The organism is Bacillus shivajii, assembly GCF_020519665.1.
Lineage (GTDB): Bacteria > Bacillota > Bacilli > Bacillales > Salisediminibacteriaceae > Bacillus_CA > Bacillus_CA shivajii.
In genome coordinates, this window is record NZ_CP084703.1 from 1451169 (window position 1) to 1473626 (window position 22458).

The window sequence follows — 22458 nt, forward strand, 5'->3', positions numbered from 1 at the left end:
AACGTATGAATGTTCAAGAAATGATCTTAACGTTACAGAAATTCTGGTCAGAACAAGACTGTATGATCTTACAAGCATATGATGTCGAAAAAGGGGCAGGAACGATGAACCCGATGACATTTTTAAAAAGTATTGGACCAGAGCCTTGGAATGTCGCTTATGTTGAACCGTCAAGAAGGCCTGCAGACGGGCGTTATGGTGATAATCCAAATCGCTTATACCAACACCATCAGTTTCAAGTAATCATGAAGCCGTCTCCAGATAATATTCAAGAGCTTTATTTAGAAAGTTTGCGTGAGCTAGGGATCAAACCGGAAGAGCATGATATTCGCTTTGTTGAAGATAATTGGGAAGCGCCAACTCTCGCTGCCTGGGGATTAGGATGGGAAGTTTGGCTTGATGGTATGGAAATTACACAATTTACATATTTCCAACAAGTAGGAGGGCTTGATGCAAACCCTGTAGCTGTAGAGATCACTTATGGTCTAGAAAGGCTTGCTTCTTACATTCAAGATAAAGAGAATGTTTATGATTTAGAATGGGTAAATGGCGTCACTTACGGTGATGTGTTTTTACAAAATGAATACGAACAATCTAAGTATTCTTTTGAAACAGCTGATAGTGCAATGCTGTTTAATCTATTCACTACTTACGAGCAAGAAGCGAATAGGGCATTAGATGAGTCATTAGTAATTCCAGCTTATGACTACGTGCTTAAGTGCTCTCACACGTTTAATTTACTCGATGCTCAAGGAGCTATTTCTGTCACTGAAAGAACTGGATATATCGGTCGAGTAAGAAATCTTGCTAGACGTTGTGCAAAGCAATACTATGAAGCACGAGAAAACCTTGGGTTCCCGATGTTAAAGGAAAAGGAGGATTCATCTAATGAGTAAGCGATCATTTTTATTTGAGATAGGGCTAGAAGAAATGCCAGCAAGATTTGTAACTGATGCTGCCAATCAATTAACGAAAAAAGTAGAAACGTGGTTAAGTGAGAACCGCTTAAAATATCATGATATACACACTTATGCAACTCCACGTCGTCTTGCTGTTCTAGTTGCTGAGTTACACGAAAAGCAAGGTGATATTGAAGAAGAAGCAAAAGGTCCATCTAAGAAAATTGCACAAGATGAAAATGGTGAATGGACAAAAGCCGCTCAAGGTTTTGCTAGAGGCCAAGGAGTTGCTGTGAATGATTTATATTTTAAAGAATTAAAAGGTGAAGAATACGTATTTGTAAAGAAATTTATTGCTGGTCGATCCACTTCAGAGCTTTTACCAGAGATGAAGGAAGTTATGCTTAGCATTTCTTTCCCGAAAAACATGCGTTGGGGAGCGAATGCTTTAAAATACGTAAGGCCGATAAAGTGGATTACTGCTCTATACGGGGAGGAGATCATTCCATTTGAGGTTGAAGGAGTTGTTACATCAAATACGACTTTAGGTCATCGCTTCCTTGGAGAAGGAACGACACTTCCAAAGGCTGATGAGTATGTGCAGACGTTATTAGCACAACATGTCATCGCTAGTGAACAAGAAAGAAAGAGTGCGATCCGTAACCAGGTTGAAGGAATTGGTGAGAGTGAAGGGTGGGATATCTTGATCGATGAAGAGTTACTTGATGAAGTGACAAATCTTGTAGAATATCCTACGGCATTGTACGGTGAATTTGATGAAAGGTTTTTAAATATCCCTGACGATGTTTTAATTACTTCTATGAAAGAACATCAACGTTATTTTCCAGTAAGAAATAAAGACGGAGAATTACTTCCATACTTTATTACAGTTAGAAATGGAGACCATCGTCATTTAGAGAATGTTCAAAAAGGGAATGAAAAAGTATTACGAGCTAGACTTGCTGATGCTGAATTTTTCTACGAAGAAGACTTAAAAAAGCCACTTGATGATCGATTAAAGCGACTTGAGTCGATTGTTTATCACGAAGAGCTTGGATCTATGGGTGATAAAGTTCGACGTATAAAAGAGCTCTCTATGTCTATTGCTAAAACAGTTGGTATTGAATCAAATCGTTTAAATAAAGTCGAGCGAGTAGCAGAGCTATGTAAAGCGGACTTGGTAACACATATGGTTGATGAATTCCCAGAACTTGAAGGTCGAATGGGGGAAGAATATGCCCTGAAATTCGGAGAAGATGTAGATGTGGCTAAGGCTATCTACGAGCATTATTTACCGAAACAAGCGACAGACTTCCCCCCATCAACACAACTAGGATCTCTAGTGAGTGTTGCTGATAAAGTAGATACGATCGTGTCTAGCTTTGGTATTGGGATGATTCCATCCGGGTCACAAGACCCTCATGGTTTACGACGTCAAACTGCAGGTATTATTCAAGTGTATCTGTCACAAGGATGGGATTTTGATTTAATCGACGTCTTTGAAGAAGCACTTAAATTAGCTGAATCGCGAGGACTTCTAAAACGTGATGTACAAAGTGTAAAAGATGACCTTATTGACTTTTTGAAGCTGCGTCTGAAAAACTTATTGCAAGACGAAGAAGTGCGATATGATGTTGTAGAGGCAGTATTAAAAACAGATATCGGTCATGTAAACACGCTCGTAAAAAAAGCACACTTTTTAATGGCACAAATTGAAAAAGCAGAGTTTAAAAAGCTAGTAGAGGCCTTCAGTCGTGTAACAAACATTTCTAAAAAAGCACAAGAGTCGTCAGCTAAAGTTAAAGAAGAGTTGTTAAATGAACCTGAAGAACAAAAGTTAAAAGAAGCAAAAGATGAAATTGAACCAATTGTAGGAAAATATCTCCTTAAAGGTAAGATTGAGGACGCATATAAACAGTTGGTAACACTTGAGCCAGTAATTCATGACTATTTCGATAATATAATGGTTATGACGGATGACGAATCATTAAAGAAGAATCGTCTTGCACAAATGACGGAAACATCTAGATTAATTAACACCTTTGCAGACTTTAATGCGATTGTCTTCCATTCAGAATAATTGAATTTTGATTGGTAATTTGACATTATTAGTTTAGATAAGCGGACATGCAAGCTTTTGTTATTATTGTATTATGTGACAATTCTTCTTTGATCTGTTACCTGTATACAAAAGCTTGCTGACCAAGACGATCACAATTGCCTATGAGCAGAGGGCGGTGAGTACAATCGAACTAAATGAACGACAACAAATGATTTTAGAAATTGTCAAAGATAGAGGGCCGATTACAGGTGAACAAATTGCTGAAAAACTTTCATTAACGAGAGCGACGTTAAGGCCAGACTTAGCTATCTTAACAATGGCAGGCTTTTTAGATGCAAGACCAAGAGTCGGTTATTTCTATACTGGTAAAACAGGTTCTCAATTATTAGGAGAAAAAATAAAGAAAATGACAGTAAAGCAATATCAGTCTATTCCTGTTGTTGTCAATGAGTCTGCATCTGTCTATGATGCTATTTGTACGATGTTTTTAGAAGATGTAGGTACGTTATTTGTTGTAAACGGTAATGGAATACTTGTTGGAATTTTATCGCGTAAAGACTTATTAAGAGCAAGTATGGGGAAGCAAGAATTAGAATCTGTGCCGATAAGTATCATTATGACGAGAATGCCAAATATCACAACATGTAATCCAGATGACCTTTTAATCGATGTTGCAAACAAATTGATCGACAAGCAAATTGACGGGGTCCCGGTTGTCCGTGATGTTGAAACAGATGGGAAAGTTCAGCATGAGGTCATTGGGAGAATAACGAAAACAAATATAACGAAAGCATTTGTCAGGTTTGCAAACGAAGATACTGTATAGAAGTGAAGTGTCAAGAGATGTGAAAGGAGGCTAAGTCAATAGTATGGAAAACAATCATATTGTTTATGTCCTATCTGATTCAGTCGGAGAAACAGCGGATTTAGTTGTAAAAGCAGCATCAAGTCAATTCAATTCATCCTCTATTGAGATTCGTCGAGTTCCTTACGTTGAGGATAAAGTAATTGTCGATGAGGTTATATCTCAAGCGAAAGAAACAAATGGGAGTATCGCTTTTACACTCGTTATAAAAGAAGTAAAAAATTACTTAATTAGTGAGGCGAGTAAACATGGTATTGCTTACCATGATATTCTTACGCCTATGATCGAACTATTTGAAAAGCAATTACAAAAGCCCCCTCGTAATGAAGCGGGCTTAATGCACACTTTAGATGAAGATTACTTTCGTAAAGTAGAAGCAATTGAGTTTGCAGTTAAATATGACGATGGGCGTGATCCTCGAGGGGTTTTAAGAGCTGACGTTGTTCTAGTAGGGGTGTCGAGAACATCTAAAACGCCACTATCACAATATTTAGCTCATAAACGACTAAAAGTGGCGAATGTACCACTTGTACCAGAAGTAGAACCTCCTGAAGAATTGTTTCAAATATCTCCTGAAAAGGTAATCGGCCTACAAATTAATGCTGAAAAGCTAAATACAATTCGCTCTGAACGGTTAAGAGCACTAGGTTTAAAAGAAGAAGCAAGCTACGCAGCATTTGAACGTATCAATGAAGAGCTTAATTATTCAAAACAAATAATGGAACGAATTGACTGCCAAGTCATCGATGTATCAAATAAAGCTGTCGAAGAGACAGCAAATATTATTTATCGTATGGTACAACAGTCAAATAACTCGAAGTAATAGTAAACAAAAGGGACTAAATCAATGGTGATTTAGTCTTCTTTTATATTCCAAAATTTTAAAAAGGATGGTAGGTAGTATAACAACAACCAAAGTATTCTCTTCGTTAAAGGATCGCCAATCGCCGAGTTTTCATTATTTGTATAAAAAAATCTAACGAATATATAGCGGAAAGTGAAAGGATGCTATATAATGAAATATTGTGATTTCAATTTTTAAATACCGTTAATTGTATAAATTTTCACGAGAATGTCGACCATTTTGAAATGATGACAATGTCCCAATAATAAATAATAAGTTGGGAAGGTGTAAGTCTAAATAAAGTGAGTTGCTTTCTTACATAAAACTATCATGAATGATAACGAAAATGTATATGATGTATAGTATGCATGAGTTGTCACTTTTTTTATGACAATCATGAACCCTTTTGTGAAAATTTTGTAAGGAATTTAGAAAAAAGATCAAATAAATTCTAAATGTCAAGACTTTTTATTTGATTTTTGGTAAAGATAGTAAATGTGACATAGAATTTATTCACATTAGAAGAAGGATTCTTATAAGGAATGTAGAATAGGAAATGATGAGAGATAATAAGAAGCAGATTTTTGTCGATGGAGATGCTTGTCCAGTCCTAAATGAAATAATTGAAGTTGCAAATAATTATGCTGCGGATGTGACTGTCGTGTCTTCTTACGCCCACTTTCGTACGTCTACTTACCCAGACTTTGTCAGTTATGTTTTTGTCGACCAAGAAAGGGAAGCAGCGGACTTAAAGATTATTAATTTAATCGGTAAAGAAGATATTGCAATTACTGAGGACTTAGGTCTTGCAAGCCTGCTTTTAGGGAAAGGAGTAACTACGTTACATCCTAGGGGAAAGCAGATCACTTTATCCGAAATTGAATATTTACTGGATATGCGTCATGACTCAGGAAAACGTCGTCGTGCAGGTCTTCGTACAAAAGGCCCAAAAAAATACACAAACGAAGACAAACAAATATTTCAGAAAGAATTAGAAAAAATCTTGTCAAATAAAGAGGATTTTTGACGTAGAAGGCGAAATTATAATACGCCAATTCTTTCTATTTACGAAAGAAGGCGGGTGAGTAATGTGAGTCCACGCATTTCGGAAGAAAAAATAGAAGAAATTAGAAAATCCGTAGACATTGTGGACATGATTAGTGAATATGTTCAACTGAAAAAGCAAGGTAGAAACTTTGTAGGTTTGTGTCCGTTTCATGGAGAAAAAACACCTTCCTTTTCAGTTTCACCTGATAAACAGTTGTACCACTGTTTTGGGTGTGGTGCTGGTGGGAATGTCTTCTCTTTCCTAATGGAACTGGATGGATTATCCTTTATCGAATCCGTCGAAAAAATTGCAAACCGAACGAATGTTGAATTGCCAGAGCTTGAATCAGGTCAAAAAGATGAAGACCGTTATGGGGAAGAGCGAAAGTACTGGTATAAAGGTCATGAATTGGCAGCTAAGCTTTATCATCATATATTGAGTGCTACCGATGAAGGAAGAGAAGCTCGTGAATACTTGCGAAAGCGCGGATTTACAAAGGAAGTGATTGACACTTTTCAAATTGGGTATGCACCAAATTCTTGGGATTTCTTAACAACCTTTCTTGAGAAAAGGCAGTTACCTATGAATGAGATTGTAAAAAGTGGTTTACTTGCTGTTAGAGAATTTGATCAAAAGCCTTTTGACAGATTTCGGGACCGAATAATGTTTCCGATTTGGGATAGACAAGGAAACATCATCGCTTTTGGTGGCCGAATTTTAAAGGATGGAAATCCGAAGTATTTAAACAGTCCAGAGTCTGAAGTATTTAACAAAAGTCAAACGTTATACTCTTTTCATATAGCACGGCCTTCAATGAGAAAAAAAAACGAAGCCATTTTATTTGAAGGTTATGTAGATGTTACATCCGCTTGGAGAGCGGGTATAGATAATGGGGTAGCAACCTTAGGCACGGCATTAACAGAAGCACAAGGGAAAATGCTCCGAAGAAATGTCGATAAAGTTATCATTTGTTACGATTCAGACAATGCTGGTCAAGAAGCAACCTTTAAGAATGCTCAACTTTTAGAACAACTAGGGTTAAATATAAGAGTAGCTCAATTACCTGATGGAAATGATCCAGATGATTATATTCGCGAAAACGGTTCTGAACGCTTTGTACAAAATATTATCGGTCAAAGTTTGACCTTTATGGGATTTAAGTTTCGCTTTTACCGAAAAGGCAAAAACTTAAATGACGAAGGGGACAGAATGGAATATATTCAACAAGTCCTCACAGAAATTAGTAAGCTACCAAGGGCGGTGGAAAGGGACCATTACTTAAGGCAGTTAGCAGAAGAGTTTTCTTTGTCTCTTGATGCATTAAAGCAAGAACAAGTTCAAATTTATAAATCACATATACGTAAAGAAAAGCACGATCAAAATAATCGGCCGCTAGAGAAAAAAATGACTGTACGGCCACAAAAAAAACTATTATCTGCACATGAGAACGCAGAGAGAATTTTATTAGCTTACATGCTACAAAAACGTGAGATTGCCGATCAAGTTCAAGAGAAGATTGGTGGAACGTTTAATATAGATGAACATCAAGCGATAGCTGCTCACCTATACAGTTTTTATGCAGAAGGATATGATTCTAATTTATCGTTTTTTATCGAACGACTTAATGATAAAGAATTAAAGCAGTTAGCAACTGAGCTTGCGATGATGACCCTTAATGAAGAATTGTCTGAGCAAGAACTGAATGATTATATTAAGCAAATTGAAAATTATCCTAAAAAAATTCAAATAAACGAATTAAAGCTTGAGCAAAAAAAAGCAGAAGAGTCTGGTCAAGTGGAAGAAGCAGCGAAAATCGCTATGGATATCATTCAATTAGAACAACAGTTAAAAAATAGTATCAGAAATGATCTTTGAATTTGTCGTGAATTACAGGAAGGAGGGATCGCATGGCTGAGAAACCAATTCGTCCGATGGCGGAAGGGGATTTAACCATCGATCAAGTAAAAGAGCAATTAGTGGAGCTTGGGAAAAAACGGGGGATACTAAACTATACAGAAATCACTGAACGTTTAGGCGTTTTTGATCAAGATTCTGATCAAATGGATGAGTTCTTCGAATACCTTGGTGAACAAGGGGTTGAAATATTAAACGAAAATGAATCTGTTCCAAGTTTGAAACAAGTTGAAAAAGAGGAAGAATTTGACCTTAATGACTTAAGTGTACCACCAGGGATTAAAATAAATGACCCTGTTAGAATGTACTTAAAAGAAATTGGTCGTGTCCCATTATTATCTGGTCAAGAAGAGATTGAGCTGGCGAAGAAAATTGAAGACGGAGACGAAGAATCAAAACGTCGTTTAGCTGAAGCAAACTTACGTCTAGTTGTTAGTATTGCAAAGCGTTATGTCGGTCGTGGAATGCTCTTTTTAGACCTTATCCAAGAAGGAAACATGGGTCTTATTAAAGCCGTTGAGAAATTCGATTACAATAAAGGGTATAAGTTTAGTACTTATGCAACTTGGTGGATTCGTCAAGCAATTACTAGAGCGATCGCCGATCAAGCAAGAACGATCCGTATTCCTGTGCATATGGTAGAAACAATTAATAAACTTATTCGTGTACAACGACAGTTATTGCAAGACCTAGGGAGAGAGCCAACACCTGAGGAAGTTTCTAAAGAAATGGACCTTACTCCAGAAAAGGTTCGTGAAATCTTGAAAATCGCTCAAGAGCCTGTTTCTTTAGAAACCCCTATTGGTGAAGAAGATGACTCTCACTTAGGTGACTTCATTGAAGACCAGGAAGCATTAGCACCATCAGATGCTGCTGCTTATGAATTATTAAAAGAACAGCTTGAAGATGTTTTGGATACGTTAACTGATCGTGAAGAAAACGTCTTACGTCTTCGCTTCGGTTTAGATGATGGTAGAACACGTACACTTGAAGAAGTTGGAAAAGTCTTTGGTGTAACGAGAGAGCGTATTCGTCAAATTGAAGCAAAAGCTTTAAGAAAACTTCGTCACCCAAGCCGAAGTAAACGATTAAAGGATTTCTTAGAGTAATCTTTGATCAAAGCCTGACATTTGTCAGGCTTTTCTTTTGCACTTTGTTTGGACAAGGAGGAAGTTCTTTACGATCTTAATCTTCATACTCCTATTGTGAAAAACTGAGAACCCTTTTATTGGCTAGTTTGATTTACTCATTTTTTTTAGATTTCTAAACATATTTATCGAATGAACGATATAAACGATATGAAAATTTATATATAGGTGATCCAATGGACGAACGTAAAAAAATCATCGTTAATGAAATAAAATATTGGCGAAAAAATAAACTATTGCCGGCAACGTACTGTAACTTTTTACTTCAGTTATATTCTGAAGGGACTGAAGATGTTGGACATGAAAGAAACAATAAGCAAAAACGTTCTATGTTAAAATATATAAAGCCCTTCACACATTCAGTTTTTCTATTAGCGATGATAACGCTAACATTTCTTGTCATTTATTTTACTCAGTTTTCGGATACAATGCAAATCACAATGATAAGCTTTGCATTAATCGTTGCAATATTAGGCTCGGCTTACTTTCACCGTAAAGGTGTAGCTGTTGTTCATCTTTATGTTATTTCAGCAGCATTTTTATCCTTTATTTTAACCATTCAATTAGTAGACAAATTGTTTCCTGAACAACCATTTGTACTAGGAGGAACAATTGTTGGATTGTGCACTCTTTGGATATTTTCTGGATTACGTTGGAAGTTTCAATATTTATTTATAGCTGGTGGGACCGGTATTATTCTTTTCTTCTCCTTTTTACTTCTGTAAATAAGCTTAATATACGATAACTTTACGAATGAGGTGAGAATAAATGGATATTATCGCTCATCGCGGAAATAAGCGTTATACCCCTGAGAATACGTTAGCTGCTTTTTATTCCGCTGCGACTTATCCGATTGATGGCATTGAATTTGATATACAGTGGACAAAAGATTTTGTTCCGGTCGTATTTCATGATGAGAAAATTGATCGTACGACAAATGGAAGTGGATTGGTCAAATCATTTACATATGCAGAGTTAAGGCAGTTTGATGCTGGCAGTTGGTTTGATGAACAATTTCGTGGAGAGAAAATTCCCTCTTTTGAAGAAGTATTAAACTGGGCTTCAAATAATACACTGACTCTTCACGTAGAAATAAAAATTCAAAAAAGTGGATATGATAGGTTATTGCAACCATTTATTAACTTAATAAAAATGAACAATATGGAGCATCGAATTGTTATTTCTTCATTTGACCATGCAGTGTTAAAAAAAGTAAAAGAACAATTACCAAGTATACGCACAGCATTTTTAACAAAGTTTCCTATTTTACGCGCTGTAAAATATGCAAAAAACATTGTGGCTGATGCGATTCATATTCGTCATTCGTATCAAGCTTCTAAATTTTATAGAAGGTGGACGAAATATGATTTGCCAGTTCGAGTGTATAATGTTCACCGGTTGAGAGATGCAATGAAATGCTCACAACTAAAAGTTGATGCAATTATTACAAACGATCCGCGGCAAATGACTGAAGTTTTTCGAAAAGAAGATTAATCTTCACGTTTTTACTTTTCTATTGAGTAATTATGAAGTACAATATAATATAGCTTTGCTGGAATCATTTATTTTCCAAGCAAGAAAATTATAAAGGTAACTTTTAATTGTTGAAGGAGGTACATACTCATGAAAGGGAGACCCCTTTATCCTTTCGCATTAACTGCTGTACTAGGAATTGGTTTAATCATCATTCTTTCTTTTGTAGGGATTAACCAACAAGATATGGCAGGAGAAGATGGGGACGGAGATGCAGAGCAGCAATTCGATAGTCCATACGAGTTAGGTGAGCACGTATATCAAGAATCATGTATCGCGTGTCACGGTGGAGACCTTGAAGGTGCATCTGGTCCTGGATTATCCGGTCTAAGTAAAGACGAAATCATTCATGCGATTGAAGAAGGTCCTGGAACAATGCCAGCCGGCCTAGTAGGTGGAGAAGATGCTGATGCAGTAGCGGAGTATATTCTATCCGAAACTGAATAAACAACTTCTGTTCACATAACCATAGTGGACTAGCAGTTTTAACCTTCGTACATTTATGATACGATAAACAACGAGGAAAAGAAGGATAAGTATCCTTCTTTTTTTCTATCTGAATATATAGCATACATAATATGAATTTAAAGAAATGGTGAAAAAGATGACGAAACATAAATTGTCTAAACGCTTACATAAAGTTGCTTTTTTTATTAAAGAAGGAGCATCTGTTGCTGATATTGGTTCCGATCATGCATATTTACCGGTTTATTTAATAAAAGAGAATATCGCAAAATATGCAGTCGCAGGAGAAGTTAATGAAGGTCCTTTTTTATCAGCACAAAAACAAGTTCGAATGAACTTACTTGAAGAAGCCATTCATGTAAAGTTAGGAAATGGCTTGGCTGTTTTAGAAGGAGAGAAGGTCGATACTGTTGTTGTAGCTGGTATGGGAGGGCCGTTAATTCGGACAATTCTTGAAGAAGGAAAAGCTCATTTAACAAACGTAGAGAGGTTAGTTTTACAGCCGAATATAGCAGCTGACCATATCCGTAAATGGCTTATAGATAATAAGTGGTTATTAATTGATGAAGCACTTGTAGAAGAAGATGGACATATTTATGAAGTTCTCGTTGCAGAACGTGGGAACCCCTTATTTGCATATTCAGAAGATCGAGAAAAAGAAATTTGGCTAGGACCAATATTGTTAAAGTACAAAAACTCCACTTTTAACGAAAAATGGAATAGGGAATTAGAACAGCTAGAAAAAATATATGAGATCATGCAATCTGCTTCTAGTGATTCGAAAGAGGTAGCGAATAAACTTGATGAAGTAAAAAAGAAAATTCATTGGCTGAAGGAGGAGTTAACATGAAGCTTGCAAATGGACAAACGATCATTCAAGCGTTCGAATCCTTTTCTCCAAAATCATTTGCGGTCGAAGGAGATAAAATAGGATTACAAGTTGGGACGTTAAACAAACCGATAAAAAGAGTAATGATTGCTCTTGATGTGTTAGACTCAGTTGTCGATGAAGCGATTGAACAAGAAGCTGACTTGATTATAGCTCATCATCCGATTATTTTTAAGCCAATTAAAGCGTTGCGAACAGATCAAGTATACGGAAAAACGATTGAAAAACTTATTAAACATGACATTGCTGTTTATGTCGCTCACACAAACTTAGATGTTGCACCTGGTGGCGTAAATGATTTAATGGCAGAGGCACTTAAATTAACGAACACAGAAGTACTTGTAGAGACTACAGAAGATAAATTGAAAAAGGTCGTTGTATACGTGCCTAAAGAACAAGCAGATGATGTTCGAGATGCTTTAGGGAATGCGGGCGCAGGCCATATTGGTAATTATTCGCACTGCTCATTTAATTCGGAAGGAACAGGGGCTTTTAAGCCAGGTGAAGGTACGGACCCATTCATTGGTGAACAAGGTAAAATGGAATATGTTGATGAAGTGAAAGTCGAAACGGTATATCCAGCTTCCATCGAAAAAAGGGTTATTCGAGCATTAGTTAAAGCTCACCCATATGAAGAAGTCGCTTACGACATATATGAGATGGCCACACCAGGAAAACAGTATGGTTTAGGTAGAATCGGTTATTTAAATGAAAAAATGACACTCTCCCAATTTGCAGACCATGTCAAAGAAGCATTTAATGTTAAGGGAGTTCGCGTTGTTGGAGATATAAATAAAAAGGTTGAAAAAGTAGCTGTATTAGGTGGAGATGGAAATAAATATGTTTCTGCTGCAATGTTTAAAGGTGCAGATGTATATGTAACCGGTGATTTATATTATCACGTGGCTCACGATGCAATGCTAGAAGGTTTAGCAATGGTTGACCCTGGTCATAATGTAGAAAAGATTATGAAAGAAGGCGTACAATCGTTTATCGACCAATTTGTCAAAGAAAAAGGATATGATACAAAGGTAATAACTTCAAAAATCCATACAGATCCTTTTCAGTTCATGTAAAAAAGTGCTAGGGCACATTAGAGGTGCCTAGCACTTTTTTTATTTATTTTTAATTAGTTTAGGAAATTATAAAATATGTGCTTGGCTTGACTCCTGTGTCACTTCGTTTTACTCTTCGCAAAGCTGCAAGAAAGCAAACTCAATGCCGTAGCTTCTCTCGAGGTCGCTTCGCCCCGTCACTTGAAGTCTTGAGCGACTTCTTCATGCCGGCTAATCCAACGAGCGTTTACTTCACGAATGTGCGTCGAGTTGCCTCGACGGATACACTACATCGCTTCGCTAGTAGAGGAAGAGGCAGCGATGAGCAAAACTTCATCGAATAACTACGAATTGTCTCGACGGACAAAGCTTCATAGCTTTACTGGAAGAGGAAGAGACACGTTTTCCTTGTTCCTGCGCCGCTACGCTTGCTCGTCACAACTCGCCGTAATTTCAAAGAAGCCGTTGCTCGTTGCTCCTGCGATTACTCGTCGCAAAAGTGTCGCTCGTGTACAAGGCGCTTGCGCTTTTGTTGTTATCATGTGTTTTGTTTTTTCTTTACTTTTGGTAAGATCTTTGTCAATTTAACAGTGCTAGTGGCATCCCATGTATGAGGATCATCTTCATCGAATTGTTCAATAAATTTAATGACCTCTTTTGTAATAGGTGTTGGGGTGCTGGCACCAGATGTTACAGCAACTTTCTCGTTTCCTTTGAGCCATTCAACGTTTAACTCATTAACATTAGAGATTCTATAAGCTGGAGTTCCAGCAATCTCTTTTGATACTTGCGCCAAACGGTTGGAATTGTTACTTTTTGGGTCACCGACAACGATAAGGAGGTCTGCTTCCTTTGCTTGTTCGGCAACAGCCTCTTGTCTTACTTGTGTTGCTAAACAAATTTCATTATGAACTTCAGCATGTGGATATTTTTTTATTGCTGCATTCATTATGTGAGAAACATCCCATTGGCTCATTGTTGTTTGATTAGTAATAATAATTTTTTCGGAGTTTATGTCTAAGTTTTCTACATCTTTTTCTGATTCTACAAGGTTTACAATGTCTGGAGCAACACCGACCGCCCCTTCAGGTTCTGGATGTCCTTTTTTTCCGATATAAATGATTTGATAACCTTCTTCTTCTTTTTCACGAATTAAATCGTGCGTTCTAGTGACATCAGGGCACGTTGCATCGACAGTTGTTAATCCTTTATCTTTAGCCATTTTTCGTACTTCAGGGGAAACACCGTGTGCTGTGAAAATGACTGTACCTTTGTCAACTTTGTTTAATATCTCAAGTCGGTTAGGACCATCCAAAGTAATAATACCATCTTCGTTAAAGGCATCAGTTACATGTTTGTTATGAACGATCATTCCTAGAATATAAATAGGTCTAGGTAAATCCAGATTCGCCGCTGCTTGCCGTGCTAATACCATTGCATCTACAACACCATAGCAATAACCGCGCGGTGAAATTTTGATGACTTCCATACGGAATCCTCCTCTATGTTCAAAGCAAATATCTTTCTCATTAACCTTGTATTATTATAAAGGCAAAGTGGGTGTAATGACAAACGTTGAAATTTACAAAGATAGACTGCTTATGGACCAGAAGAAATGGCGAAATATACATACTGTGCAAGGCTGCATAAAAAAGAACGCTTACGTATTAACGCAAGGCGTCCTTTTATTGCTTGTAACGATATCTTAGTAGACAGACTTTTCACATTTACATTTAAATATTGAAAATTTCCTATCTACAATTACTTCATTATCGAAATTTTTACGCACCTTCTTGACAGTTTGTTTGAATGAATTCATATGCTTCTTCTTCGCTCATATCTTTGACAATCATGAGTTCGCTCGCAATAAACTGTTTTGCTCTGTCTAAGTTTTTGCGATCTTCCATATGTAACCCATTTGTACGCTCTCCCTCTTTAGATGTCAAGTTTGCAATGACCATTGCGGCATCAATAATGCAACCAGATTTTAATAATGTTTCGTTCTCTTTAGAGTAAGGTCGGGCTACTTCATTCTTGGGAGTTGCTTCGGTCGGTTTTAACGCAGTAACAACCTCATCTATTTGTGATGGTTGGATTACTTTTCTTAGTCCTGAAGAGGTTACACGATTTTCTGGTAGCATAAGGGTGACATGATTCAGAGGAAAATAAACAACAAAATAGCTTAGTTTTTCTCCTAGAATATCTTTTTCTTCAATATCTTTTATCATTCCTGCTCCGTGAAAGGGATATACGACATGATCACCGACTGTAAACATAGGCATTCCTCCATTAACATATTAACCCTATTGTAACATAAATAAAATTAAATTTAAAATTTTACTATGTATCTGTAGAATAGTCAACAAAAAAATGAAGGAAGGCCAGTTATATCAAGGGAAACTGACCTACACGTAAAGTTTCGGAGCTGGATACTGGCTATTTGTTTTTGATGACTGCGATGATTTTTTATGATTAGGTGTTTGAGTTTTGCCTTTTGATGGGCTTTTTCTTTTTTTCTTTTTCTTAGGAGAATTTGTATCTTTTTTTTGTTCTTTCTTTTCTTTGTCTTCTCCTACTTTAATTTCCTCTGCATCCTCAAGAACTTCTTCGGCATCGTTACTATCATCTGACTCTTCGTCATCAGAGCTTTGCAGCATAGCGATTATTTGTGGTAAGGATTTCACAAGTGGTCCATATTGCTGAACCATAGGACTTACTGTTTGCACGACTTGAACGACCTTTTGTGCATTTTGGACAAGCCCTAATATATTTTGTAATCCTCCGCCAGTACTTGCTGCTGTACTTGCAGTGTTCATCATTTGACTTACACCAGCTTGTGTTGCAGGGGATCCGCCACCAAATAATTTAGAAAGAAGACCGCCTGCACCTGGGTTACTTGTTGGAACTTGCTGTGGCATCCCTCCTCCAAAGAACGAGCGTTGAAACATCTGTCCTTGTGGTTGTGAAAACCCGCCTGAGAATCCACCAAAAGGATTTGGATTAGTTGGAGGTTGGGGGCGTGGTCCGAACATACTGACCATCCTTTCGAAAAACAATATCTTCTCTGTTTAATGTATTCATTTACCCAAAAAATGTTTGGGCGCTTTAGAAATGACCCAAAATAATAAGAGAACAATATTTCGATACAGCAATAGAAATCATAGAAGTTTCGGAGCTTTTGTCGAGATAAGTGGAAAATACTTGATCGTTCGTGATAAAATATGTAATTAGCACGAATACGAAACAAAAAAATAATGAAAGATCATGAAAGAAGGAACGATAATGTCACATAACTTTGAACGATTTCAATTATCTTCATATTTGATTGATGCATTAACAAATCAAAATATATCTTTGCCGACAGAAATTCAGGAACGTTTGATCCCTGCAATTAAAAATGGTAAGGATGTTATTGGCCAATCACAAACTGGTACAGGTAAAACGTTAGCCTTTTTATTACCTGTGTTAGATAATATTGATGTAAATAGTCGAGAAACTCAAGCAGTTATTACAGCTCCAACAAGAGAGTTAGCCAACCAGTTATATGAGGAATTAAAAAAGTTAACAGATGCTTCCGATGAAGTGAAATCACAACTTGTAACGGGTGGAACGGATCGACTTAGAATGATCGAAAAGCTTAAGCAACGTCCACATATCGTGGTAGGAACACCAGGAAGAATTGCGGATATGATTAAAGAGAAAGCATTAGCTGTTCACCATGTGCGTACATTTGTGGTCGATGAAGCTGACCAAATGCTTGATATGGGATTCATTGAAGATGTTGATCGTGCAGCAGCTCATATGGGTGATGAGTTACAAATGCTCGTATTCTCTGCGACGATTCCTGAAAAACTTCAGCCGTTTCTAAAAAAATATTTATCAAATCCTCGTCACGTTCATGTTCAACCTAAAGAAACATCACCAAAAAAAATTGAGCACTGGCTAATCCCAGACCGTGACCGTGACAGAAAAGAATTATTAAAAAATATCGTCAAAAACGTAAATCCGTTTTTAGCCGTTATTTTTGTAAATAAGAAAGAAACAGCTGATGAAGTATATGAGGCTCTTGTCGAGGAAGGGTTAAATGTCGATCGTCTTCACGGAGGGATCAGTCCTCGTGAACGTAAAAAAGTCATGAAACGTCTTCAAGCTGCTGAAGTGCAATATTTAGTTGCATCAGACCTTGTTGCGCGAGGGATTGATGTGAAAGGGATTAGTCATATTATCAATTATGAAATTCCGAAAGAGCTTGAATATTATGTTCACCGTGTTGGCCGAACCGCTAGAGCAGGATGGGACGGTATTGCATTAACGTTATATGGACGAAACGACGAGATGTCAATTGATAAGCTAGAAAAACAAGGAATCAATTTTAAATTGAAAGAATTGAAAAAAGGTGAATGGGTCGACCTTGAGCGTAGAAAACGTCAACCGAAAAAGACGAAGATTGAAAATCATGGAAAAGCTTTACCTAAGCCAAAGAAAGTAAAACCTGGATATAAGAAAAAAGCTCGCTATGAGCAAGAACAAAGAGATAGACGTCAACACAAAATGGAACGAAGAAGAAAAAAATAAAAAGGCAATGTTTATAGAGGTGAGCCTTTGAACAATTGCTATAGGAAAAGGTGAGAGGATGTTACTAGGGTCACATGTTTCAATGAGTGGGAAGAAGATGCTTCTTGCAGCAGGGGAAGAAGCTGCATCTTATGGGGCTACAACATTTATGGTTTATACAGGAGCTCCTCAAAACACAAGACGTAAGCCGATTGAAGAGCTCAACATAGAAGCGGGTAAAACATTTATGGAAGAGAATGGACTGTCCAATATTGTTGTACATGCTCCATACATCATTAATATTGGAAACTCTCAAAAGCCTGAAACGTTTGAGTTAGGCGTGAACTTTCTTAAAAGCGAAATAGACCGAACAGAGGCATTAGGTGCTAAACAAATCGTTCTTCATCCAGGAGCACACGTTGGTGCAGGTGCAGATGAAGGAATTAAAAAGATTATTGAAGGATTAAATGAAGTCATAGATCCTGACCAAGATGTACAAATTGCGCTTGAAACAATGGCAGGGAAAGGATCTGAATGCGGGCGTTCATTCGATGAAATTGCCAAAATTATTGATGGCGTTACGCATAACGAAAAGTTATCTGTCTGCTTCGATACTTGTCACGTTCATGATGCAGGTTATGATATCGTCAATGACTTAGATCGTGTCATTAAAGAGTTTGACGAGACCATTGGCTTGGACCGATTAAAAGTATTACACATTAACGATAGTAAAAATGAGTGTGGATCTCGTAAAGACCGTCACGAAAATATAGGGTTTGGTCATATAGGTTTTGAAGCATTAGAACGAATTCTATATCATGATTCATTTGAGAATATCCCAAAAATACTTGAGACTCCATACGTTGGGACAGATAAGAAAAACAAAAAAGCGCCTTACAAGCTCGAAATAGAAATGATTCGAGCTCGGAAATTTGACGAAAGCTTAAAAGATCAAATAACAGAACAAGCGATGAAATAAAAAAAGCGAACCTGCTTAAGAAAGCGGGTTTGCTTTTTTTTATTATATATCGAAATCGAGATACTGCTCATATGGTTTTAAGAGTTTACGGGCTTTTTTATATAATGATGGATCAAGAGCTTTCAACTCTCTATTTACTCTTTTTATTAACTGCTCATTACCGATATCAAAAGGCTCTTTATGCAAAATATTTAACATTTCGTTCGCTTGCTTTACGGTAAGTTTTATATCGTTTTCCATCGCTAAGCGAATTAATTCTTTTGCAGTCAAAGAACGGATTCTTTGGTTGACCATTTGGCGGATAACAGGATTTACCATAAGATGATTTCCCCCTCATACATGTGATAATCTGACCGAAAAAGCCTTCTTTAAAGCGTATGGTTAATTGTTTAAAGTGTGCCTCCATAGTGATAATTTTATATAAATTTAATAATTGAATGAATTTCATAATTACGTTTTTTGCGCAGTGAAACGAATGATTTTATAAATACTTCATTAAATGTACGTTTTATTTGTACTATCAGAATTTATATTTTATGGTCGATAGATAAGTGCTCCTGCGGTTACTCGTCGCAGCTCGGAGTAATGTCGAGGAAGCCGTTGCTTTGTGCTCCTGCGCCGCTACGCTTGCTCGTCGCAGCTCGAAGGGATTTCGAAGAAGCCGTTGCTCGTTGCTCCTGCGGTTACTCGTCGCAACTCGACGTTTAATCATAGGAGTTGAGCTTGTGGCAACTAAGGCTTTCGCCATTAAGACTTGCACTAAAGCATAAGAGCTTCTAAGTAAGCACACTTCGCTTACTAAGAATCTCTTTAACGAAAAGCCAAGTTTTGTTTACACTATAAGAATGTATAAAATTTTAGCTAAGAAGCAATTTCGGCGTAGTGAAAATTTCTATGTGTATAGTTATGTTCACCGGCTAAATACCCGACATCCTGTCGGAACGCCGGTGTTAGCACGTCCTGTGCGTTACAACTACGCCTTTGTCTTCGCCTTAAAGGCTCGCCAATCGGCGAGTTTTCTTTAGAAGTGAACGTAACAAAAGATGGCGACTTCCGGAGGATCTGCGCAGTCTGAAGATCCACTTAGGCGAAGAGTTGTTGAGCCTAAGTTAGCTGAAGACAAGCCCTCGAGAAAGCGTCCGTCTGAAGTGAAGTTCACACTCATCATTCGGAATTCCGCATGATATTTTGAGTTATGAAATTGATTCAATAAGATGATTGAAAAAGATGTTAAGAGCATATATAATTAATAATAACGAAAGTTTCCCTAAGGAAACATTTTAAAAAATGTACAACATTTTCGTTTGTAGTCACAATGGTTGGTGTAACGACATATATATAGATGACATGAATTAGGTAGAAGTATGAAAAAATGATCGTCATGAACGGAGGAATAACAATGAATTTAAATGAGACGATCGATGTACGTGATTTATCCGTACATTACCAAGGCCACCTTGCTTTAAAACAAATTACTTTTAAAGCAACGAAAGGAAACATCATTGGTGTAATTGGTCCAAATGGTGCAGGCAAATCAACATTAATGAAAGCGATGCTTGGTCTAGAAAAAAGTAAAGGTGAAGTAAGCTTTTTTGGCAATAATATTAAAAATATCCGTAAGTCGATCGCATATGTTCCTCAACGAAATTCGATCGACTGGGACTTTCCAGTACGTGTAGAAGACGTTGTCTTAATGGGGCGTTATATGCATGTACCACTTTTAAAGAAAATTAGGCGTAAAGATCGTGAACGTGCAAAAAGTGCACTTAGAAAGGTTGGTATGGAAGATTTCGCCAAGAGGCAAATAGGTGAACTTTCAGGTGGTCAGCAACAACGTGTCTTTATTGCGCGTGCATTAGCGCAAGATGCTGAATTATTCTTTTTAGATGAGCCATTTGTAGGTATAGATGTCAAGTCAGAAGAAATCATTGTGGATTTATTACATGAATTAAGAAATGATGGAAAAACAATATTTGTAATTCATCATGACTTAAGTAAAGTTGAAAAATATTTTAATGAATTAATCCTTTTAAACCAAGAACTCATTGAGGCTGGTCCCGTCAAAGATGTCTACCGTCCAGAGTATTTAAAGCAGGCTTACCAAGGAAATGCGGCAGTGATTGATGATGGAAAAGAGATGGTGGTGGTTACACCTTGATTGATCAAATTTCATTATTTATTGATCAGCTAATTCGATACCCATACTTACAAAATGCGATGATGGCTGCAATTTTTGTGGGCATTATATGTGGTGTTATTGGTTGTTTTATTATTATGCGTGGAATGGCACTGATGGGTGATGCAATCTCCCACGCTGTTTTACCTGGTGTAGTTATTGCTTACATGTTAGGTGCAAGTTTTTTCATTGGAGCTGTTATTACTGGGGTATTAACAGCACTTGCAATCGGCTACATCTCACAAAATAGCCGAATCAAAGAGGATTCTGCAATTGGAATTATGTTTACGGCAATGTTTGCTCTAGGTGTTGTCATGATTACCGCACTCCAAGGGACAAATGTTGATTTATGGCACATTTTATTTGGAAATGTGTTAGCAGTATCAACAACAGACTTATGGATGACAGCGGGAATTGGTGTTTTTGTTATCGGAGCGATTATTATTTTTTACAGACCATTATTACTAAGTACATTTGATGAGACGATGGCAAAAGCAACCGGCCTTCCGGTAAAGTTTATTCATTACATGCTTATGCTATTATTATCATTAGTTACTGTAGCTTCACTACAAACAGTGGGTATTATTTTAGTCGTAGCGATGTTAATTACACCTGGTGCAACAGCCTATTTATTAACTGAGCGTTTCTCGGTTATGCTTTTCTTATCAGCTGTATTCGGCGTCACATCTGCAATAAGCGGTTTGTTTTTCTCAGTAATATATGATGTCTCTTCGGGTGCATCGATCGTTCTAGTCGCATCATTTTTGTTTTTAATTGCATTTTTGTTTTCACCAAAACAAGGGTTGATTCCAAGAATGTTTCGTTCCCCTTTAAAAGAATCGTAACGTTTAACAAAGGAATATAAAGGGGAAAAAGGTCTTCGTGTGGTCACGAGGCCTTTTTTGTTACGAGAATTGATTAAAGGGTGGTTGATAGTAGCACTTTAACTAAGGTTTATTTTTAGTTCGAGACTTGGTGATACTTAATTTTGATTCTAGTTAATTAGGTATGTATGAGAAGAATATGATTGATCAGTTCAAAGTAAATATTGGCATTCATTAGCATCTTTTACAATTAACTGGGGTGGTTTTAATGGGATTTAGAGCATGTGTGAGAAAAATGCCCTTATAAAGAGAAAGTAGTTCATAATTTAAATAAATACTTAGATATCATTCTTCTACACTCACCTATCTCGAGCAAAAGGGTTGATTTATGATATGTAATCATATATCATTCACAATTGTGCATAGATGGTGCACTGTTCGTTTAGGAGGGACAAAAAATGAAATTATTAAAAGTATTATTCTTATTATTAACGATCCTTATTTTAGGTGGAGCAACTTTTTATACTGGAAATGAATATGTGAAAATGAAGGAGAAGGTTGAAGAGTTAGAGTCTGAAAAAGAAGAACAATTAGCAGAACAGCAACTTGAATTAGAAATTCACCAGATGAAAACTTATATCGACCATATTCCTGAAGGTTATGATGTATCAGGATATGATACATGGCTTCATGCTAAACACGTTGCGGATTATTTGTATGAAGATAGTGAAGGTCGCTTTGATCGAAATTGGGGAAAATTTTTAGCATTAGAAGCCGAGCGTAAAGGTATCGACCCCTTTCTAGTGTACGAGCTATTAAAGGTTGAAACTGGTGGTATGTTTGACCCTGAAACAGTGGGTCCTGAAACGAAATATGGACATGCATATGGATTAGCTCAGTTTATGAAAAATACAGGTCCATGGATTGCAGAGATGGCAGGTCTTCCATATGATGATGAAATGTTATTTGATCCGTATTACTCTATTCAACTTTCTGTCACATACCTTGATTTTTTATATAAAGAATATGAAGATTGGGATTATGCATTAACTGCATATCATCGTGGAATGTATGGATTAGAAGCTTATATTGAAGAAAATGGACATGCAGCGAGCTGGTATGCTGTCGAAATTCAAGAAAATGCAGAGCAAGCATCATTAGTAGCTGTAGAATAATTTTTATTCTTTTAGACGGATATTAAGC

Annotated in this window: 21 protein-coding genes; 17 read left to right on the plus strand and 4 right to left on the minus strand. The window is 36.9% G+C overall.

All coding sequences use genetic code 11. The annotated features are described in order from the left end of the window. Positions 1–5: 5 nt before the first annotated feature. The 12 genes from glyQ (at position 6) to LGQ02_RS07085 (ending at position 12743) form a co-directional block, all read left to right on the plus strand. A complete protein-coding gene (glyQ, locus tag LGQ02_RS07030; protein ID WP_226517494.1) occupies positions 6–896 on the plus strand; it encodes a glycine--tRNA ligase subunit alpha in 891 nt (296 codons plus the stop codon). Then, positions 889–2979, plus strand: a complete 2091-nt coding sequence (gene glyS, locus LGQ02_RS07035; RefSeq protein WP_226517495.1) for a glycine--tRNA ligase subunit beta — start codon at positions 889–891, stop codon at positions 2977–2979. The genes glyQ and glyS overlap by 8 nt, the downstream gene beginning before the upstream one ends. A gap of 190 nt (positions 2980–3169) precedes the next feature. Continuing rightward, the gene (locus tag LGQ02_RS07040) at positions 3170–3787 is read left to right on the plus strand and encodes a transcriptional regulator CcpN (RefSeq protein WP_319003534.1); all 618 of its coding nucleotides are present in this window, start codon (positions 3170–3172) and stop codon (positions 3785–3787) included. Positions 3788–3830: 43 nt separating this feature from the next. Next, positions 3831–4649, plus strand: a complete 819-nt coding sequence (locus LGQ02_RS07045; protein WP_226517497.1) for a pyruvate, water dikinase regulatory protein — start codon at positions 3831–3833, stop codon at positions 4647–4649. 577 nt (positions 4650–5226) lie between these two features. Then, complete coding sequence (locus tag LGQ02_RS07050) at positions 5227–5697, plus strand: YaiI/YqxD family protein (RefSeq protein WP_226517498.1); 471 nt, start codon at positions 5227–5229, stop codon at positions 5695–5697. Between the two features lie 63 nt (positions 5698–5760). Further along, positions 5761–7593, plus strand: a complete 1833-nt coding sequence (gene dnaG, locus LGQ02_RS07055; RefSeq protein WP_226517499.1) for a DNA primase — start codon at positions 5761–5763, stop codon at positions 7591–7593. A gap of 32 nt (positions 7594–7625) precedes the next feature. Further along, the gene (rpoD, locus tag LGQ02_RS07060) at positions 7626–8741 is read left to right on the plus strand and encodes an RNA polymerase sigma factor RpoD (RefSeq protein WP_226517500.1); all 1116 of its coding nucleotides are present in this window, start codon (positions 7626–7628) and stop codon (positions 8739–8741) included. Between the two features lie 215 nt (positions 8742–8956). Continuing rightward, positions 8957–9505: a hypothetical protein gene (locus LGQ02_RS07065; RefSeq protein WP_226517501.1), complete on the plus strand. Its 549-nt coding sequence runs from the start codon at positions 8957–8959 to the stop codon at positions 9503–9505. 43 nt (positions 9506–9548) lie between these two features. Continuing rightward, positions 9549–10274: a glycerophosphodiester phosphodiesterase gene (locus LGQ02_RS07070; RefSeq protein WP_226517502.1), complete on the plus strand. Its 726-nt coding sequence runs from the start codon at positions 9549–9551 to the stop codon at positions 10272–10274. Between the two features lie 129 nt (positions 10275–10403). Further along, entirely contained in the window at positions 10404–10760 is a 357-nt protein-coding gene (locus tag LGQ02_RS07075) for a c-type cytochrome (RefSeq protein WP_226517503.1), read from the plus strand. 157 nt (positions 10761–10917) lie between these two features. After that, positions 10918–11628: a tRNA (adenine(22)-N(1))-methyltransferase gene (locus LGQ02_RS07080; protein ID WP_226517504.1), complete on the plus strand. Its 711-nt coding sequence runs from the start codon at positions 10918–10920 to the stop codon at positions 11626–11628. After that, positions 11625–12743 carry a Nif3-like dinuclear metal center hexameric protein gene (locus LGQ02_RS07085; RefSeq protein WP_226517505.1) on the plus strand — a complete coding sequence of 373 codons (1119 nt, stop codon included), beginning with the start codon at positions 11625–11627 and terminating at the stop codon, positions 12741–12743. The genes LGQ02_RS07080 and LGQ02_RS07085 overlap by 4 nt, the downstream gene beginning before the upstream one ends. Positions 12744–13260: 517 nt before the next feature. On the opposite strand, the gene LGQ02_RS07090 is transcribed toward LGQ02_RS07085, so the two are convergent. The 3 genes from LGQ02_RS07090 to LGQ02_RS07100 form a co-directional block, all read right to left on the minus strand. Then, a complete protein-coding gene (locus tag LGQ02_RS07090; protein WP_226517506.1) occupies positions 13261–14211 on the minus strand; it encodes a 4-hydroxy-3-methylbut-2-enyl diphosphate reductase in 951 nt (316 codons plus the stop codon). A gap of 292 nt (positions 14212–14503) precedes the next feature. After that, a complete protein-coding gene (locus LGQ02_RS07095) occupies positions 14504–14998 on the minus strand; it encodes a CarD family transcriptional regulator (RefSeq protein WP_226517507.1) in 495 nt (164 codons plus the stop codon). Positions 14999–15127: 129 nt separating this feature from the next. Then, positions 15128–15754: a VrrA/YqfQ family protein gene (locus LGQ02_RS07100; protein ID WP_226517508.1), complete on the minus strand. Its 627-nt coding sequence runs from the start codon at positions 15752–15754 to the stop codon at positions 15128–15130. A gap of 247 nt (positions 15755–16001) precedes the next feature. On the opposite strand from LGQ02_RS07100, the gene LGQ02_RS07105 reads away from it, so the two are divergent. Next, positions 16002–17297 carry a DEAD/DEAH box helicase gene (locus tag LGQ02_RS07105; protein WP_404802409.1) on the plus strand — a complete coding sequence of 432 codons (1296 nt, stop codon included), beginning with the start codon at positions 16002–16004 and terminating at the stop codon, positions 17295–17297. 58 nt (positions 17298–17355) lie between these two features. Then, a complete protein-coding gene (locus tag LGQ02_RS07110; protein ID WP_226517510.1) occupies positions 17356–18255 on the plus strand; it encodes a deoxyribonuclease IV in 900 nt (299 codons plus the stop codon). A gap of 42 nt (positions 18256–18297) precedes the next feature. Here the strand turns inward: LGQ02_RS07110 and LGQ02_RS07115 are convergent, their stop codons facing one another. Further along, positions 18298–18573 (minus strand): DUF2624 family protein, encoded by a 276-nt coding sequence (locus LGQ02_RS07115; RefSeq protein WP_226517511.1) that lies wholly within the window; start codon positions 18571–18573, stop codon positions 18298–18300. A 1081-nt stretch (positions 18574–19654) separates the two neighbouring features. On the opposite strand from LGQ02_RS07115, the gene LGQ02_RS07120 reads away from it, so the two are divergent. The 3 genes from LGQ02_RS07120 (at position 19655) to LGQ02_RS07130 (ending at position 22430) form a co-directional block, all read left to right on the plus strand. Continuing rightward, a complete protein-coding gene (locus LGQ02_RS07120; protein ID WP_226517512.1) occupies positions 19655–20413 on the plus strand; it encodes a metal ABC transporter ATP-binding protein in 759 nt (252 codons plus the stop codon). A 59-nt stretch (positions 20414–20472) separates the two neighbouring features. Continuing rightward, the gene (locus LGQ02_RS07125; RefSeq protein WP_404802410.1) at positions 20473–21276 is read left to right on the plus strand and encodes a metal ABC transporter permease; all 804 of its coding nucleotides are present in this window, start codon (positions 20473–20475) and stop codon (positions 21274–21276) included. 437 nt (positions 21277–21713) lie between these two features. Beyond that, complete coding sequence (locus LGQ02_RS07130) at positions 21714–22430, plus strand: lytic transglycosylase domain-containing protein (RefSeq protein WP_226517513.1); 717 nt, start codon at positions 21714–21716, stop codon at positions 22428–22430. Positions 22431–22458: the final 28 nt, after the last annotated feature.

Excerpts from the sequence above, each read along its gene's own strand:
- LGQ02_RS07070 (WP_226517502.1), top strand. The coding sequence starts at position 9,549 with ATGGATATTATCGCTCATCGCGGAAATAAGCGTTATACCCCTGAGAAT.
- rpoD (WP_226517500.1), top strand. The coding sequence starts at position 7,626 with ATGGCTGAGAAACCAATTCGTCCGATGGCGGAAGGGGATTTAACCATC.
- LGQ02_RS07100 (WP_226517508.1), bottom strand. The coding sequence starts at position 15,754 with ATGTTCGGACCACGCCCCCAACCTCCAACTAATCCAAATCCTTTTGGT.
- glyS (WP_226517495.1), top strand. The coding sequence starts at position 889 with ATGAGTAAGCGATCATTTTTATTTGAGATAGGGCTAGAAGAAATGCCA.
- LGQ02_RS07095 (WP_226517507.1), bottom strand. The coding sequence starts at position 14,998 with ATGTTTACAGTCGGTGATCATGTCGTATATCCCTTTCACGGAGCAGGA.
- LGQ02_RS07120 (WP_226517512.1), top strand. The coding sequence starts at position 19,655 with ATGAATTTAAATGAGACGATCGATGTACGTGATTTATCCGTACATTAC.
- LGQ02_RS07110 (WP_226517510.1), top strand. The coding sequence starts at position 17,356 with ATGTTACTAGGGTCACATGTTTCAATGAGTGGGAAGAAGATGCTTCTT.
- LGQ02_RS07065 (WP_226517501.1), top strand. The coding sequence starts at position 8,957 with ATGGACGAACGTAAAAAAATCATCGTTAATGAAATAAAATATTGGCGA.
- LGQ02_RS07040 (WP_319003534.1), top strand. The coding sequence starts at position 3,170 with ATGATTTTAGAAATTGTCAAAGATAGAGGGCCGATTACAGGTGAACAA.
- LGQ02_RS07090 (WP_226517506.1), bottom strand. The coding sequence starts at position 14,211 with ATGGAAGTCATCAAAATTTCACCGCGCGGTTATTGCTATGGTGTTGTA.
- LGQ02_RS07075 (WP_226517503.1), top strand. The coding sequence starts at position 10,404 with ATGAAAGGGAGACCCCTTTATCCTTTCGCATTAACTGCTGTACTAGGA.
- LGQ02_RS07045 (WP_226517497.1), top strand. The coding sequence starts at position 3,831 with ATGGAAAACAATCATATTGTTTATGTCCTATCTGATTCAGTCGGAGAA.
- glyQ (WP_226517494.1), top strand. The coding sequence starts at position 6 with ATGAATGTTCAAGAAATGATCTTAACGTTACAGAAATTCTGGTCAGAA.
- LGQ02_RS07050 (WP_226517498.1), top strand. The coding sequence starts at position 5,227 with ATGATGAGAGATAATAAGAAGCAGATTTTTGTCGATGGAGATGCTTGT.
- LGQ02_RS07115 (WP_226517511.1), bottom strand. The coding sequence starts at position 18,573 with ATGGTAAATCCTGTTATCCGCCAAATGGTCAACCAAAGAATCCGTTCT.
- LGQ02_RS07130 (WP_226517513.1), top strand. The coding sequence starts at position 21,714 with ATGAAATTATTAAAAGTATTATTCTTATTATTAACGATCCTTATTTTA.
- LGQ02_RS07085 (WP_226517505.1), top strand. The coding sequence starts at position 11,625 with ATGAAGCTTGCAAATGGACAAACGATCATTCAAGCGTTCGAATCCTTT.
- LGQ02_RS07080 (WP_226517504.1), top strand. The coding sequence starts at position 10,918 with ATGACGAAACATAAATTGTCTAAACGCTTACATAAAGTTGCTTTTTTT.
- LGQ02_RS07125 (WP_404802410.1), top strand. The coding sequence starts at position 20,473 with ATGATGGCTGCAATTTTTGTGGGCATTATATGTGGTGTTATTGGTTGT.